We start from the raw sequence: 14,437 nt of genomic DNA, 5'->3' as shown, positions 1-14,437 counted from the left end.
TGGCGATGAGGGGAACAGGTCGGCGGCTAGTGCGCGGCAATCCACCATGCGGCGGTGACGGCGGCCAGGCTGGCCACGCGGAACAGCTGGCTCTGCACCAGCAGCACCAGCCCCAGACGGGGGGTGAAGATGCCGGTGTGCGACGGCAGCTGATGGCGCAGCGCCCGGATGGGGGTGGCCACGATGGTGCCCAGCACCAGGGCCAGGGCGGTCTGGGCCGTGTCCAGCGAACCCGCGTCCAGCAGGGCGGCGGCAGCGGCCACCCCGGCCGAGAATTCCGCCGCGGCGGAAAACACCACCACCCCGGCGGCCTCCACCGGCAGGATGCCCAGGCCAAGGCCCCCGGCCGCCAGATCGCGCAGGGCGTCGAACACCCCGGCCTGGTGCAGGGCGTACATGGCAAGGTAGGTGGGCGCGGTGAACAGGGCCATGCGCCCGATGCGGCGGCGGAACCGCGTGCCCACCAGGGCCAGGGCGCTCCGCAGGCGTTCCGGCAGGGTGACGGGGGCGTTCGGCCCGGACATGTGCGATCCGGACATGTGCGATCCGGACATGGGCGATCCGGACATGTGCGATGCGGAAGCGCGTGGGCTGGCGGAAAGCTGGCCGGACGGCGGCCCTCCGGCCTTTTCCGGCGGTCCCGCCCGCCGGGTGAGCAGCAGGACCAGCGCCGTGCGCAGCAGGGCGGCCACGCCGTTCAGCGTCAGGTAGATGATGCCCGCCGTGCGCGCCAGCGGCCCCACCACGAAGAAGGTGGTGGGCAGGTGCAGCAGGAACACCGGCAAGCCGGAATTCAGCAGGTACGACAGGCGCAGCTCGCGCGGGGAAAGCCGCCCGGCCGTGTGGGCCTCCATGAGCAGCGAGTTGGACGCGGCCGTGGACAGGAAGGCCGTGGCGAAGGCCGCGCCGCTGTCGTCGGGCAGGCGGCCCCAGCGGGTCACCGGGCGGGCCAGCCGGGCCAGCAGCGGCGTCCAGCCGAAGGCTTCCACGGCCAGGCCCACGGCCAGGCCCACGCCCATGGTCACCAGCATGTGCAGCAGGGGGCGCACCAGCCCCGGCCACGCCGCGTGCCAGGCCAGCAGCTTGGGGTCGCGGGCCAGGATGGCTCCCAGCGCCACGGCGCAGGCCAGCAGCGGCAGGGCCACGCCCATGCGCGAGGCGCGGCGTCCGCCCGCCCTTTCCCGGTGGTCCCGTCCGCCGGGGGGCCTGTGCGCGCCGCGCCCCGGACCGTGGCCCGGAGCCGTGGCGGAGGACGAGGGCGCACCCGGCGCGCCGGGGGGCTGGGACGGGGCGGAGGCATCGTGCTGGCGGGCGTGCGGAGTGGGCATGGCGGTGGGCGGTGTGGCGGGGCGGATGGCTGTCCGGACGAGCATCGGGTTTTGCGGGGCTGCCGCCGGTCGGCAGCCTGCGGGGGCATTGCGGGTTGTAGGCCCGGCGGCGGCGCGGCGCAAGGGAAAACCGCGCGTCATGTCGGACCTGGCCGGGCTTGGCCGGACCTGGTCGGACTTGGCCGGACTTAGCCAAGCTTGGCCGGGTGAATCCGGCAGGGCGCATCCCCGCCGCAAAATGCCCGCATGCCCGGTGGCCCTTTGCGGGGAAAGGCGCTATATTCCGCGCCGGACGATGCCTTGCGCCGCGACGGCGGCTTGTCGCCGGGACGGCACGCGGGCGTCATCATCCGGGGACGGTTCCGACATATCATGCGCGGCGAGTCCGGTCGCGGTCCAGGCTCTTGACCTGCCGGGCCGCGCGGACCGTATCGGCGCACACGCGGGTTCTCACGGGGGCATGGCACGGCCAGCGCCCCGGCCGGGAGGGATCATGGGGCAGACCGGCATTCTGCTGGAATCCGGCACCAACGAACTCGAAATCGTCGAGTTCTTCGTGGACGAGGCCGCTCCCGACGGCGCGGCGCCCGTCGCATCGGGCATGTCGGGCGGCGCCGCCTGCGGGGCGGAAGCATCCCCCGAGGCGGCCTTTGGCGTGGCGGGTGCGCCGGCCTGCGGCGCGCTGCGGCGGCGTTACGGCGTCAACGTGGCCAAGGTGCTGGAAATCATCCGCATGCAGCCCGTCACCTCGCTGCCGCAGATGCCCCATCCGGCGGTGCTGGGGGCCTTTCCGCACCGCGACGGGCGGGTCATCCCGCTGGTGGACCTGGCAAGATACCTGGGCATCCGGCGTGACCCGCACGGCGAGCCCAAGATCATCGTCACCGAGTTCAACGGCGTCGTCACCGGGTTTCTCGTTTCCGGGGTGAACCGCATCCACCGCATCAGCTGGACCGCCGTGGAGGCCCCCGGCCGCTTCCTGCAGGAAGCCAGCCGCAATTCCATCACCGGCATGGTCCGGCTGGACGAGCGGGTGGTGTTCCTGCTGGACATGGAAAGCATCGTGGCCGAAATGCACCCGGACCTGTCCATCCGCATGGAACGGCCCATGGGCCGGACGCCCGCCGGGGAGCCGGAGGCGACGACGGCGCAGGAGGCGCAGGCAACCCTGCCGCCGCGCCGCTACCGCATCCTGCACGCAGACGATTCCGGCAGCGTGCGCCGCCTGGTGCGCAGCCTGCTGGAGGCTGGCGGCCGGTTCGAACTGTTGCAGGCCACCGACGGGCAGGAGGCGTGGGAGATGTTGGACGGGCTGCGGCGCGAGGCCGAAGCCAGGGGCGCGCCCCTGGCCGACCTGGTGCAGGCGGTGGTGTCGGACATCGAAATGCCGCGCATGGACGGCCTGACCCTGTGCCGCCGCATCAAGGAAGACCCCGCGCTGCGCGCGCTGCCGGTGGCGCTGTTCTCGTCGCTGGTCTCGGAACGGCTGGGCCACAAGGGCGAATCGGTGGGCGCGGATGCCCAGTTCGCCAAGCCGGATCTGCAATTGCTCAGCCAGAAGGTGCTGGAGTTGTTGGGCGAAACCGCCTGACGGCCCTTCCTGCCCCGCGTTCCGCCGTTTTTCCTCGCCGTGACCCGCCACTCCATCGCGTGGCGTGTTTCCCCCGTCTTCCGCCACAACGTGCGGGGCGCGCCGTTCCCCATGGAACGGCGCGCCCCGATTTCGCCCGCGACGCACCGACTGCGCCACGGACCCCTGCGGATGGAATGCGTCCGACGCATTCCCCCGTACCGGCTGGCCTTGTCCAACCGCCCTCCGGCACGGATCGGGCATCGACCGACATGCCCGTTGTCTGTTGCCATATACTTACCAAGAAGCGTGCCACTCGTGTCGCAGCGGTGTGACGTGGTTGAATTATTATAAATTACAGTATGTTGTGATTATATTGATTGGGTGGGCAAATGGTATTGTGGTGCTTCGCGGGAGTTTGTCCGCGATGGCGGACGGCTTGAAGCCGATAAAAATCCGCGATGGCGGATGCTGTTCATGAGCGGTTATCCGCGATGGCGGACAGCCGGGTGGGATGCGGCAATGCCGGGGCTCAGCGAGGGGGGATGCCGTGCTTGCGCAGCAGGTCGTACAGGTGCGAGCGGGAAAGGCCGGACAGGCCGCAGGCGGCGCGGATGTCGCCCCCGGCCCGGCGCATCAGTTCGCGCAGATAGGTGGTGAACTGGGCGTCCCGGAAATCGAAGAAGCGGGGCAGTTTGCCGGGGAAGGGCGCGGCCTCCCGGCTGCCGGGGACGGAATGGAATGCTAGCATGGCCGGTTGCGGCACCGGTTCCGCCCCGCCGATAGACGGCCCGGCATGCGTGGGCTCCGGAGGAGGGGCGTAGTGCGGCGAGGTGTAGATGGCATAGGGTGCGCGCGGCCCCCAGCCGGGCGAAACCGGCGATGCTGACCGGGCCGGGGTTGCGGGGGCGTTGGTGCGGTCCCGCGCGGGGTGCGGGCCGTCCGCTTTCCGGTGCGCGGCGTTTCCGCGCCGGAGCGCTTCGACCGAGGCTGCGAGGGCTGCCGGTTCGGCGGATGCCGCCGCTGGCCCGCCCTCGGGGGATGCTTCCGCAAGAACGGCGCGTTCCCCGATCCCGTACAGGCAGGACGGGCCGCCCGGCCCCCCGTGGCCATCGGTGGCGGCCACGCCGTTGCGCGCGGCGGTGCGGGCCAGGCAGATGCGCAAGTAGTCCGGCAGGTGGCGGGCGAACAGCTTGGGCGCGTCCTGGGATGCCAGCACCGCCCGCTCCAGGGTGTGGATGAGTTCGCGCACGTTGCCCGGCCAGTGGTAGGCCAGCAGGGTTTCGTGGAAGTCGGGCGAGATGTCCTTTTCCGGCAGGGCGAAGCGCGCCCAGATGCGCGGCAGGTAGTGCCCGGCCAGGGCGGTGACGTCCTCGCACCGCTCGCGCAGCGGCGGAATGCTCACCACCACCGTGCGCATGCGGTACAGCAGGTCGCTGCGAAAGGTGTTGCGCTCGGCCATGTCTTCCAGGTCGCGGTTGGTGGCGGCGATCAGCCGGAAATCGCTGGTGATTTCCGTACGGCCGCCCACCGGGCGGAAGCGGTGCTCCTGCAACACGCGCAGGAACATCTTCTGCATGGACAGGGGCAGTTCGCCCACTTCGTCCAGGAACAGGGTGCCGCCGTCGGCCTGCAACACCAGGCCGTCGCGGTTGGAATCGGCCCCGGTGAAGGCCCCCTTGCGGTGGCCGAACAGGATGGACCCGGCCAGCGAGCGCGGCAGCGAGGCGCAGTCCACGGCCACGAAGGGCGCGGCCGCCCGGGGGCTGTTGTCGTGGATGGCCCGGGCGAACAGTTCCTTGCCCACGCCCGTCTCGCCGGTGACCAGCGCGGCGGCGTCGCTGCCCGCCGCCTCGGCCACCACGTCCAGGCAGCGGCGGATGGCCGTGCTGACCCCCACGATGGAATGCTTCAGGCGCGACGAGGGCCGCTGGGCGGGCAGGCGGGCGCGGTAGTCCAGCGCGCGCAGCAGCGGCAGCACCACCCGGTCGGCGGGCAGGGGCTTGCGCAGCCATTCCCACGCCCCGTGGCGGATGGCCCGCTCCGCGCCGTCCGGGTCGCCCCCTTCGGCGGTGACGATGAGTTCCGGCTGGCCGGGCAGGGCGCGCAGGCCGGGCATGGCTTCCACGCCGTTGCCGTCGGGCAGGGTGGCGGCCAGAAAGATCACGTCGGCGTCGTCGGCCAGCAGGCGGCCCTCCACCAGCCCGCCCGCCCGCGAAGCCCGGTGGCCCAGCCCTTCGGCAATGCCCGCCACCAGTTGGGCGAAGGCGGCGTCGGCGTCGATGATCAGCACGTGGGCCATGGGTGTTCCGTGGGGTTGCGCGGCCGGGGCCGGGGTGGCGGTTGCGCCAGTTGGGCCGGTTGCGCCAGTTGTGTTTGCCGGGGGCGGAGCGGCCCGTCAGGCCCGATCAGGCCCAATTAGGCCCGAATGAATAGGCCGGTGGCAAGCCCTTCGTGGGCGCAGTGCAGCACCCCCGCCATGCCGGGGTGCAACTGGTCCACGGTTTCGCCCTTGTGGTTCTCCAGCCGGAAGTCGCCGGGGTGCAGTTCCGGCCGGTGCAGGCCGGGCAGCAACAGTTCCATGGGCCGCGCGGCGCGCCACGGGGCGCGCACGGACACGTGCCACGCGCCGTCCCCCGCGGGCTGCTCGATGCGCGCCACCACCGGGCGGCGCATGGCGTCGTGCGGCAGGCCCCGGCTCAGCCGTCTGCCGCCGGGCAGGAAGAAGCCCGTGGACAGCGGCCTGCTGGCGGTGTTCAGCAGTTCGTACAGGTAGTCTTCATGCCGGAAGGTGCGCCGGGTCAGGTCGTCCAGCGCGGTGCGGTAGGCGTCGGTGACCTGGGCCACGTAGCCCGCGCTCTTCACCCGGCCCTCGATCTTCAGCGAGGCCACGCCCACGGCGGCGAACCAGCGCACGTACTTCACCAGGCACAGGTCGTTGGGGGCCCAGAAGCTGGAGTGGAACGGGCCGTCCTCCACCGCCTCCCACGCGATTTCCCCGGGCCGGGTCTTTTCCTCCACGGCCAGGGCCATGCCCAGGTATTCGAAGCGGCAGGGGTGGGTGCACTGGCCGAGGTTGGCCGGGCGGTTGTTCATCCAGGCCGAAAGCAGGCAGTGCCCGGACACGGCCAGGCACACGGCCCCATGCACGAAAGCCTCGAATTCCAGCCCCGGACAGGCCCGCACCAACTCGCGGATGCCGGACAGGTCCAGCTCGCGGGCCATGTTCACGCGGGCGGCCCCCATGTCCTGCCAGAACAGGGCCGCCTCGGCGTTGGCGGTGTTGGCCTGGGTGGAAACGTGCAGCGGCAGGCGCGGCGCGCGGCGGCGGGCCATGCGGGCGACGCCGGGGTCGGCCACGATCAGGGCGTCCATGCCCGCCGCGTCGGCCTCGTCGATGGCGGCCTCCACGTCGCGCAGGTGGCGCTGGTGGGGCAGGCTGTTCAGGCAGTAGTAGGCGCGCGCGCCCACGGCATGGGCGCGCCGGGCCGCCTCGGGCAGTTCGTCGGGCGCAAAGCCCTGCGCGCCCGCGCGCAGGTTGGGGCCGCGTCCGCCAAGGTACACGGCGTTGGCCCCGTAACGCAGGGCCGCGTCCAGCTTTTCCATGTCGCCCGCCGGGGCCAGCAGTTCGGGCAGCGCCGGGCGCGCGGGGTCGGGAGGGACCGCGTCTTGCGGGGATGCGTGGGGGGATGATGTGGAGCCGGTGGTCATGATGTGGGTGGCTGTGGTTGGCGGCGGTGGACCCGCCGTCGGTTTGCGGAGTGCGCGGGGCGGTGGGGCGCGGGTGCGCGCGCCTACACCGGCAGCCCCTGGCGGCGTCTGCGTTCCTTCAGGTCGTCGAGCACGGCGGTGGTCACGCGCAGGCCGCCGCGTCCCCGACCCAGCGCGATGCCGGGCTTGCCCGCGCCGTGGTAGTCCGAGCCGCCGGTCAGGGCCAGCCCGTGCCGGGCGGCCAGGTCCACGCAGCGGCGGGTGTCGGCCTGGGAATGTTCGCTGTGGTAGGCTTCTATGGCGTCCAGGCCGTGGCGCTTCAGGTCGGCCACGGTGTCGTCCAGCCATTCCGCAAAGCCGTTGCCGGGGTAGCGGAACAGCATGGGGTGGGCCAGGGCCACGGTGGCCCCCACGGAATGCAGCAGGCGCACGCCGTCGGCCGGGGACAGGGTTTCCTTGGCCACGTAAGCGCGGCCGCCGGGGCCGATGTACCGGGCAAAGGCCTCTTGCGGCGTGGGCACGTAGCCCTTTTGGTGCAGGATGCGCGCGAAGTGCAGGCGGCTTACCGATTCGCCGCCGGAGATGGCCTCCACCTCGGCGTACTCGATGTCCACGCCGCACTGGCGCAGTTGCGCGGCGATGCGGCGGTTGCGGGCGGCGCGGTGGCCGCGCAGTTCGGCCAGGGTGGCGTCCAGCGGGGTTGAGCCCGAGGGGGGGGCGTCGCCTTCGGGCAGCCACAATCCCAGGATGTGCAGTTCGCCGTGTTCGCAGCGCACGCCCAGTTCGCACCCCCGGATGACCTCCAGGCCGAGTCGGCGGCCTTCGCGGACGGCCTCGTCCAGCCCGGACGTGGTGTCGTGGTCGGTGAGCGCGATGGCGGCCAGCCTGGCGGCTGCCGCCTTGCGGACCAGTTCCGCCGGGGTGTCGCTGCCGTCCGAGGCGGTGGAATGGGAATGCAGGTCTATGAAACGGATGGACATGGCTGCTCCGGATCCCTGATGCCCCGTGCCCGTTGCGTTGCCGGACGGAGCGGCGGGGTACGGCGCGATGCTACGTGCCGCCCCGGCGGGTGTCAACAAAGGCGTCCGGCATCCCGGACGGGGCTGTCATGGGATGGAGCCGGGATGGCGGCGGGGAGATGCCGCCGGCGGCGCGCGGAAAACCGGCCATGCCCGCTCCGCTTGAGCAGGCGGCGGCTTCGGGCTATGGTGCGCGCACAATGCAACCAAGGAGTGCGCCGTGTCGCTGAACAAGGAACTGCTGGAAATCCTCGCCTGCCCCAAGTGCCGCCAGCCCGTGGAACCCGTGGACAACGAGCGCGGCCTGAAGTGCGCCCAGTGCAAGGTGGTCTATCCCGTGCGCGACGAGATTCCCGTGATGCTGGTGGAGGAGGCCGTCCCGGCCGAGCGGTGGGAGCAGGGGCAGCGCTCGGTGAAGTAGCGTACCCCGGCCCCGCCCCGCCCGCATCCGCATTGACAGCGCCGCCGGGGGTGTTAGCTATGCCGGTGTGGCCCCGGTTCGCCGTGGTCCCGGTCCGCCGTGGCCGGGCGCCGTCCGCAACCCGCCGACCAGAAGAGGTGCGCATGGTCATCGACTTCAGCGCGTTCTACGAATTTCCCAACCTGCTCGACCGCCTGGCGGGCGACGCGGGTCGCACCCTGGCGGCCACGCGCGGCCGCGCCCAGTTTCCGCCGCTGAACATCGGCGAGGACGACGCGGCCATCCGCGTGCGGGCGCTGGTGCCTGGCGTGGACATGGACGGGCTGGACATCACCATCACCGACAAGACCCTGGTGCTCAAGGGCGAACTGCCCGTGGTGCGCGGCCGGTACTACCGGCAGGAGCGGCCCACCGGCCCCTTCCAGCGGGTGGTGACCCTGAACGTGCCCATCGACCGCGACCGGGCCACGGCCACCATGAAGGACGGCGTGCTGGAAATCGTGCTGCCCAAGGCGCAGGCGGTGCGGCCGCGTACCGTGCATATCGAAGTTCGCTAGGGGCTGTTTCGAAATTGTCCCTTCGTCCGTTGGCTGCGTCAAACTTCTCCTTCCATTTCGGTCAAATACGATAAGAGTATATTCCCTCATGTCAGGCTCGTTTTCCTTGCCAACGAACGAAAATCCTAATTTGGAAACAGCCCCCAGGAGACAGCCGTGACGCCCCCAGACCGCCGCCCCCGTTTTCCGCATCCCGCGTCCCGTCCCGCCCGCCAGAACGAACGGGGCGGCCAGGGCGGGCCGGAAGGCCGCGCCCGGCAGGGCCGGTTCGCCCAGTCGCCGCAGCCGCCGCGCATGCGCCCCCAGGCCGACCTGGTGGAGCGCGAGGACGGCTTTCACCTGTTTCTGGACATGCCCGGCGTGGCCCACGACGGCCTGGTGCTGGACGTGGAGGGCGACGAACTGATCGTGCGCGGCATGACCCGCTTCGGTGATTGCCGCGACATGGGACGCGACGGGGGACGTGAGGCCACGGCAGACGCCGGTCCGGACGTGAAAGCCCCTCCGGAGCCCGCCCCCTGCGGCTGCGGCCCGGCGGGCGGCCTCCGCGTGCACGCCATGGAGTTCGGCGACGTGGAGTACCACGCCGTGTTCACCCTGTCGGACATGGTGGACGCCGCGCGCATTTCGGCCCAACTGGCCAACGGCGTGCTGACCATCCGCATGCCCAAGCGCGAGGCGGCCGCGCCGCGCAGGATTACCGTCGAGCACGTGTAGCCCGCGCGCCGCATCCCGGCCATTTTTCCGCTTTTCCGCATACGTCCACGTTCCGGGCCACCGCCTCAGGGCGGCGGCCCGTTCCCTTCCCGGCGCGGCGCACGGCGGGCGCGCCTTCCTCACCATCAGGAATCAGACGACCATGAAGCTGCTCATCGCCTCCGACCTGCACGGCTCGCTGCCGCGCACCGAACTGGTGCTGGAACTGGCCCGCACCCACTATCCGGACGCCCTGGTGCTGCTGGGCGACCTGCTGTACCACGGCCCGCGCAACCCGGTGCCGGAAGGCTACGCCCCGCGCGAGGTGGCGGCGCTGCTCAATGATTGGGCCCCGCGCATCATCGCCGTGCGCGGCAACTGCGATGCCGAGGTGGATGCCATGGTCCTGCGCTTTCCCCTGCCGGAAGCGGCGTGGATATTCGCCGACGGGCTGCGCATCTGGGCCAACCATGGGCACCATCACCAACTGCCCGACCGTTTCCCCGGCCTGGCCCCCGGTGACGTGTTTCTGTGCGGGCACACCCACATCCCCCGCGCGGAAACCGTGGACGGCCTGCACATCTGGAACGTGGGCTCCACCACTCTGCCCAAGGACGGGTACGTGGCCTCGTACGGCCTGTACGAGGCGGGCGCCCTGTCCATCCGTGACCTGGACGGCAACGAACTGCTGCGCCACACCCCCGGCCATGCATGACGCCGCCCTTGCCGCGCGCCTGCGCCAGCCGCTGACCGTGGGCGGGCGCACCGTGCCGGGACGGCTGTGGCTGGCCCCCATGGCCGGGCTGGGCCACGCCGCCTTCCGCGAGGTGGTGGAAGGCTACGGCGGCTGCGGGCTGCTGTTCACCGGCATGTGCAACGCCCGCGCCGTGCCTACGGAACGGCCGGAAAAGTCCGAGGCGTTCTCGTGGCGCGAGGGCGAGCCGCCCCGGCTGGTCTGCCAGTTGTTCGGGGCCGAACCGGAGCACATGGCCGAGGGCGCCCGCCGGGTGCAGGCCGAAGGCTTTTTCGGCGTGGACCTGAACATGGGCTGTTCCGTCTCGGCCATCGTCAAGCGCGGCTGCGGCGCGGACCTGCTGCGCGACCCGGAGCGGGCCGTGCGCATGGTGGCGGCGGTGCGCCGCGCCGTGGACATTCCGGTGTTCGTCAAGTTCCGCACCGGCTGGTCGCCGGACCCGCAACCCGCCGTGGACTTGGCCCGCCGCTTCGAGGACGCCGGGGCCGACTGCCTGGTCTTCCACCCCCGCGTGGCCCCGGACCGGCGCACCCAGCCGCCCCGGCGCGCCCACATCGGGCTGGTCAGGGCGGCGGTGTCCATTCCGGTCATGGGCAACGGCGACGTGTTCACGCCGGAGGATTGCGCCGGGTTGCTGGACGACACCGGCTGCGACGGCGTGTCGCTGGGGCGCATCGCCGTGGCCCGCCCGTGGGTGTTCGCGGCCTGGACGGGCGTACTGACGGGTGCGCTGGCGGGTGGGCCAGACGACGACCCGGCCCGCAATCCCGCCCCGTGGCGCGAGGCCCCGCTGGCCCTGCTGGACGCGCTGGCCCGGCGGCATGGCCCGGCCCGCGCCGTGCGCATGTTCGGCAAGTTCCTGGTCTACATCACCGCCAACTACACCTACGGCAACGGGTTGCGCGGGCGGCTGCTGCGGGTGATGGGCCAGACGACCGCACCGCCCGCTCTGGATGACCCCGGCGGCCTGCGCGCGCTGCAAGATGCCCTGCGCGCCGAACTGGACCCGCTGCCCGCCGTGCTGCGCCGCCCCAGCGCCCTGCTGTTCGGCATGTAGTCCCGTTTGCCCCTACCTCGGCCAGGCCAGCAGCACGTCCTCGCGGCGCAGCGGCAGGTCCAGCGCGTCCTCCGGGACGGCGTGCGCCGCACCGCCTGCCTCCAGCCCCGCCGCGTACCCCGGCGGCAGCGCCCACACCCCGATGGCCGGGCCGCCGTCCATGCGGATGGCCAGCGCCACGGCCTCGTCGTTCAGGCCCAGGATGCGGGCGGGCCTGCGACACCACGGCAGCCGCGCCACGGCAGGCAGCGGCGGCGCGCCCTTCTTCCGCTTGGGCATGCAGGGTTCGCCGCGCAGACGGAAGGACAGCAGCACGCTGGTCCAGTCCCCCTCGCTGCCGTCGGCGCGGGCGGGCGTCAGCGTGTCCTCCTGCCGGGCGAACAGGCGGAACACCTCCACCCGTGCCCGGTGGTAGGTGTCCGTGCGGCGGCAGCGCACCCCGCTGCGGTGGATGGCGAAACAGGCTTCGTTGATGGCGAGCAGACGGCGGGTTCCCGTGCAGGTGACGCCGGGAATCGTGACCATGGAATCGGCAAGTAGCTGGAACGGCATGTCGGTTCCTCCTGCTGATAACCTACTTTCCCGGTAGGCTATTCGGAAGCGGAAGGCAAGGGAAATCGGAGGAAATTCGTTCCATATGTTTCATTCCGATACGCGCCGTTCCGACATGCATCGGTATGAAATACGTATCTGCCTGAAAGAAGAGATGAAAAAACGGGTCCTGCGCCGTGCGTGCGCGGGACCCGTTGCGTTTCCGGCCAGGAAAAGGGTGAAGGAAGGCGAGAGCCCCACTCGGCCCCACCCAGTTCCACTCAGTTGAAGACGATCCGCCCCGCCTCGTCCAGCTTCAGGGAAGGCACGTGGGCAACTTCCCAGGGGTGGCCGTCCGGGTCGGCGAAGTAGCCGGTGTAGCCCCACGGCTTGTCGCGCGGTGCGTCCAGCACCGTGCCCCCCGCCGCCACGGCCTCGGCCAGCAGCGCATCCACCATGGCCCGTTCGGTCACGTTGTGGGCCAGGGTGATGCCCCCCGGCGCGGGCTTGGCCCCGGCCATGCCGCAGTCTTGCAGCAGTTCTTCGCGCGGGTACAGGGCCACGGCCAGTTCGCCCACCTGGAAGAACACGATCTTGTCGCAGTCCGGGTAGGCGGGCTTCCAGCCCAGGGCCTCGTAAAAGGCCCGGCTGCGGGCAAGGTCCGCCACGCCGAGCGTCAGCAGGCAGATGCGGGGAATGGGCATGGGGTCTCCTTGGGGGGTGTTGGGCCGCGATGCCTATGTGCGCCCCACCAACTCTTCGTCGGGCTTGGGCTTGGCCGAGCGCTGCTGCACGATCTTGGAGCCGGGCGGCACGTCGTGGGTCACCCACACGTTGCCGCCGACCATGGACCCCTTGCCGATGGTCACCCGGCCGAGGATGGTGGCCCCGGCGTACACCGTGACGTTGTCCTCCAGTATGGGGTGGCGCGGGTTGCCCTTGATCAGCACGCCGTCGCCGTCCTTGGGGAAGGACAGCGCGCCCAGGGTCACCCCCTGGTACAGGCGGCAGCCGCGCCCGATGATGCACGTCTCGCCGATGACCACGCCGGTGCCGTGGTCGATGAAGAACTCCTCGCCTATCCGCGCGCCGGGGTGGATGTCGATGCCGGTGCGCGAGTGGGCCATTTCGCTGATGATGCGCGGGATCAGCGGCACTTCCATGCGGTACAGTTCGTGCGCGATGCGGTGGTTGATCATGGCCGCGATGGACGGGTAGCAGAACACAGTTTCGCCGGGGCTCTTGGCGGCGGGGTCGCCCTCGTAGGCGGCCTTGACGTCGCTGGCGAGCATGCGGCGGATTTCCGGCAGCTTCTGCAGGAACTGGATGGCCTTGTCGCGCGAGTGCAGTTCGCAGCTGCCGCATTCGCGCGCGAAGTCGGCGCAGGTGAAACACGCCCCGCGGCGGATCTGTTCGGACAGGATGCGGAAGATGGAATCGAGGTTGGCGGCCAGGTGGTAGCGCATCGATTCCAGGTGCACGGTGGCGGTGCCGAAAAAGCCGGGCAGCAGCGCGGCGCGCAGACGGCTGACCATTTCGGCCAGGGCTTCCAGCGAGGGCATGGGCGCGTCGTGCAGCGAGCGGTGGTAGACCGCTTCGTACGATTCCGGCGCGCACAGTTCGCCCGCGATGCGTTCCAGTTCGGGCATGCCTTGCAGCGAGCGGGCGTCGAGGTCGTCGAGTTTCTTCATGCGCGTGCGATCCGTCGGGGGTTGGGGGTGATGGGCGAAAGGCGCACCAGACGGGGTCAGTCGGGCATTTCCGTAAAGAGAGGAGTGGAGAGATACCGCTCCCCCGTGTCGCACACCACGAACACCACGCGCCTGCCCGCGAATTCCGGGCGGCGCGCCACGGCCAGCGCGGCGAAGGCGTTGGCCCCGGACGAGATGCCGCACAGAATGCCTTCCTCGCGTAGCAGCCGCCGGGCCATGGCCAGGGCGTCCTTGCCGGGCACGCGGATGATTTCGTCGTAGACCCTGGTGTCCAGCACCGGGGGCACGAAGCCCGCGCCGATGCCCTGGATGGCGTGCGGGCCGGGGGTTCCGCCCGACAGCACGGGCGATTCGTCCGGCTCCACGGCAACTATCCTGACGGCCGGGTTCAGTTCGCGCAGGCGCTTGCCCGCGCCGGTCAGGGTGCCGCCGGTGCCCACGCCCGCCACGAAGGCGTCCACCTTGCCGCCGGTGTCGGCCCAGATTTCCTCGGCCGTGGTCTTGCGGTGCGCCAGCGGGTTGTCCGGGTTCACGAACTGGCCCAGCATCACCGCGCCGGGCGTTTCGGCCACGATGCGCTCGGCTTCCTCGATGGCCCCGCGCATGCCCCTGGAGGCCGGGGTGAGCACCAGCCGCGCGCCGAAGCCGCGCAACAGCGCCTTGCGCTCGTTGCTCATGCTTTCGGGCATGGTCAGCACCAGGGTCAGGCCGCGCACGGCCGCCACGAAGGCCAGGCCCACGCCGGTGTTGCCGCTGGTGGGCTCCACCAGCATGCCGCCGGGGGCCAGTTCGCCGCGCTCCATGGCCCCGTCGATCATGGCCAGGGCGATGCGGTCCTTTACCGAGGCGCAGGGGTTGTTGAATTCCAGCTTCGCCACCACCTCGGCCGCGCAGCCTTCGCTGACGCGGTTCAGGCGTACCAGCGGGGTGCGGCCGACCAGTTCCGTCATGTCGCGGGCGATCTTCATGCAAGCCTCCTCTGGGTGTCCGGTGCGGATGGACAGGGTAGCGCGCGCGGGGGCGGCGTGCGTGGCCGCCGTGTCGCCGGTGTACGAAAAGGGGGAGGGAGCGCCCCCTCCCC

General features: G+C 71.2%; 14 protein-coding genes. 6 read left to right on the top strand and 8 right to left on the bottom strand.

Translation table 11 applies throughout. From position 1 onward, the window contains the following. Positions 1–26: 26 nt before the first annotated feature. Positions 27–1,373, bottom strand: coding sequence for a nucleoside recognition domain-containing protein (locus tag ACR4XJ_RS02060; RefSeq protein ID WP_434753641.1), 1,347 nt, complete (start codon positions 1,371–1,373; stop codon positions 27–29). A 448-nt stretch (positions 1,374–1,821) separates the two neighbouring features. On the opposite strand from ACR4XJ_RS02060, the gene ACR4XJ_RS02055 reads away from it, so the two are divergent. Beyond that, positions 1,822–2,919: a chemotaxis protein gene (locus ACR4XJ_RS02055; protein WP_434753640.1), complete on the top strand. Its 1,098-nt coding sequence runs from the start codon at positions 1,822–1,824 to the stop codon at positions 2,917–2,919. A 511-nt stretch (positions 2,920–3,430) separates the two neighbouring features. Here ACR4XJ_RS02055 and ACR4XJ_RS02050 read toward each other — a convergent pair. The 3 genes from ACR4XJ_RS02050 to ACR4XJ_RS02040 all read right to left on the bottom strand — a co-directional run bounded on the left by ACR4XJ_RS02050 (position 3,431) and on the right by ACR4XJ_RS02040 (position 7,589). Further along, positions 3,431–5,200 carry a sigma 54-interacting transcriptional regulator gene (locus ACR4XJ_RS02050; protein WP_434753639.1) on the bottom strand — a complete coding sequence of 590 codons (1,770 nt, stop codon included), beginning with the start codon at positions 5,198–5,200 and terminating at the stop codon, positions 3,431–3,433. Positions 5,201–5,316: 116 nt separating this feature from the next. Continuing rightward, positions 5,317–6,609, bottom strand: coding sequence for a peptidase U32 family protein (locus tag ACR4XJ_RS02045; protein WP_434753638.1), 1,293 nt, complete (start codon positions 6,607–6,609; stop codon positions 5,317–5,319). A gap of 83 nt (positions 6,610–6,692) precedes the next feature. Further along, a complete protein-coding gene (locus ACR4XJ_RS02040) occupies positions 6,693–7,589 on the bottom strand; it encodes a PHP domain-containing protein (RefSeq protein ID WP_434753637.1) in 897 nt (298 codons plus the stop codon). Between the two features lie 259 nt (positions 7,590–7,848). On the opposite strand from ACR4XJ_RS02040, the gene ACR4XJ_RS02035 reads away from it, so the two are divergent. From ACR4XJ_RS02035 to ACR4XJ_RS02015, 5 genes are all read left to right on the top strand, one after another. Next, complete coding sequence (locus ACR4XJ_RS02035; protein WP_015946274.1) at positions 7,849–8,049, top strand: Trm112 family protein; 201 nt, start codon at positions 7,849–7,851, stop codon at positions 8,047–8,049. A gap of 143 nt (positions 8,050–8,192) precedes the next feature. After that, entirely contained in the window at positions 8,193–8,606 is a 414-nt protein-coding gene (locus ACR4XJ_RS02030) for an Hsp20/alpha crystallin family protein (protein WP_333506599.1), read from the top strand. Positions 8,607–8,762: 156 nt separating this feature from the next. Continuing rightward, a complete protein-coding gene (locus ACR4XJ_RS02025; RefSeq protein WP_434753636.1) occupies positions 8,763–9,323 on the top strand; it encodes an Hsp20/alpha crystallin family protein in 561 nt (186 codons plus the stop codon). A gap of 142 nt (positions 9,324–9,465) precedes the next feature. After that, entirely contained in the window at positions 9,466–10,017 is a 552-nt protein-coding gene (gene yfcE, locus ACR4XJ_RS02020) for a phosphodiesterase (protein ID WP_434753635.1), read from the top strand. Then, positions 10,010–11,113: a tRNA dihydrouridine synthase gene (locus tag ACR4XJ_RS02015; RefSeq protein ID WP_434753634.1), complete on the top strand. Its 1,104-nt coding sequence runs from the start codon at positions 10,010–10,012 to the stop codon at positions 11,111–11,113. The genes yfcE and ACR4XJ_RS02015 overlap by 8 nt, the downstream gene beginning before the upstream one ends. A 12-nt stretch (positions 11,114–11,125) precedes the next feature. On the opposite strand, the gene ACR4XJ_RS02010 is transcribed toward ACR4XJ_RS02015, so the two are convergent. The 4 genes from ACR4XJ_RS02010 to cysK all read right to left on the bottom strand — a co-directional run bounded on the left by ACR4XJ_RS02010 (position 11,126) and on the right by cysK (position 14,324). Continuing rightward, complete coding sequence (locus ACR4XJ_RS02010) at positions 11,126–11,665, bottom strand: hypothetical protein (protein ID WP_434753633.1); 540 nt, start codon at positions 11,663–11,665, stop codon at positions 11,126–11,128. A gap of 260 nt (positions 11,666–11,925) precedes the next feature. Continuing rightward, positions 11,926–12,348 (bottom strand): VOC family protein, encoded by a 423-nt coding sequence (locus tag ACR4XJ_RS02005; protein ID WP_434753632.1) that lies wholly within the window; start codon positions 12,346–12,348, stop codon positions 11,926–11,928. A gap of 33 nt (positions 12,349–12,381) precedes the next feature. Continuing rightward, positions 12,382–13,335, bottom strand: a complete 954-nt coding sequence (gene epsC / locus ACR4XJ_RS02000; protein ID WP_333506606.1) for a serine O-acetyltransferase EpsC — start codon at positions 13,333–13,335, stop codon at positions 12,382–12,384. Positions 13,336–13,391: 56 nt separating this feature from the next. Then, positions 13,392–14,324: a cysteine synthase A gene (gene cysK, locus ACR4XJ_RS01995; protein ID WP_434753631.1), complete on the bottom strand. Its 933-nt coding sequence runs from the start codon at positions 14,322–14,324 to the stop codon at positions 13,392–13,394. Between the last annotated feature and the right edge of the window lie 113 nt (positions 14,325–14,437).

The organism is Nitratidesulfovibrio sp. D1 (assembly GCF_051133415.1).
Lineage (GTDB): Bacteria > Desulfobacterota > Desulfovibrionia > Desulfovibrionales > Desulfovibrionaceae > Cupidesulfovibrio.
Note: the sequence above shows the minus strand (reverse complement) of the source record. Positions and strands in the feature narration are given on the sequence as shown.

What these genes read in the sequence shown, in the direction of transcription:
- cysK (WP_434753631.1), bottom strand. Translation starts at nt 14,324, where the DNA reads ATGAAGATCGCCCGCGACATGACGGAACTGGTCGGCCGCACCCCGCTG.
- ACR4XJ_RS02055 (WP_434753640.1), top strand. Translation starts at nt 1,822, where the DNA reads ATGGGGCAGACCGGCATTCTGCTGGAATCCGGCACCAACGAACTCGAA.
- ACR4XJ_RS02040 (WP_434753637.1), bottom strand. Translation starts at nt 7,589, where the DNA reads ATGTCCATCCGTTTCATAGACCTGCATTCCCATTCCACCGCCTCGGAC.
- ACR4XJ_RS02005 (WP_434753632.1), bottom strand. Translation starts at nt 12,348, where the DNA reads ATGCCCATTCCCCGCATCTGCCTGCTGACGCTCGGCGTGGCGGACCTT.
- ACR4XJ_RS02045 (WP_434753638.1), bottom strand. Translation starts at nt 6,609, where the DNA reads ATGACCACCGGCTCCACATCATCCCCCCACGCATCCCCGCAAGACGCG.
- ACR4XJ_RS02060 (WP_434753641.1), bottom strand. Translation starts at nt 1,373, where the DNA reads ATGCTCGTCCGGACAGCCATCCGCCCCGCCACACCGCCCACCGCCATG.
- ACR4XJ_RS02015 (WP_434753634.1), top strand. Translation starts at nt 10,010, where the DNA reads ATGCATGACGCCGCCCTTGCCGCGCGCCTGCGCCAGCCGCTGACCGTG.
- ACR4XJ_RS02010 (WP_434753633.1), bottom strand. Translation starts at nt 11,665, where the DNA reads ATGCCGTTCCAGCTACTTGCCGATTCCATGGTCACGATTCCCGGCGTC.
- ACR4XJ_RS02050 (WP_434753639.1), bottom strand. Translation starts at nt 5,200, where the DNA reads ATGGCCCACGTGCTGATCATCGACGCCGACGCCGCCTTCGCCCAACTG.
- yfcE (WP_434753635.1), top strand. Translation starts at nt 9,466, where the DNA reads ATGAAGCTGCTCATCGCCTCCGACCTGCACGGCTCGCTGCCGCGCACC.
- ACR4XJ_RS02030 (WP_333506599.1), top strand. Translation starts at nt 8,193, where the DNA reads ATGGTCATCGACTTCAGCGCGTTCTACGAATTTCCCAACCTGCTCGAC.
- epsC (WP_333506606.1), bottom strand. Translation starts at nt 13,335, where the DNA reads ATGAAGAAACTCGACGACCTCGACGCCCGCTCGCTGCAAGGCATGCCC.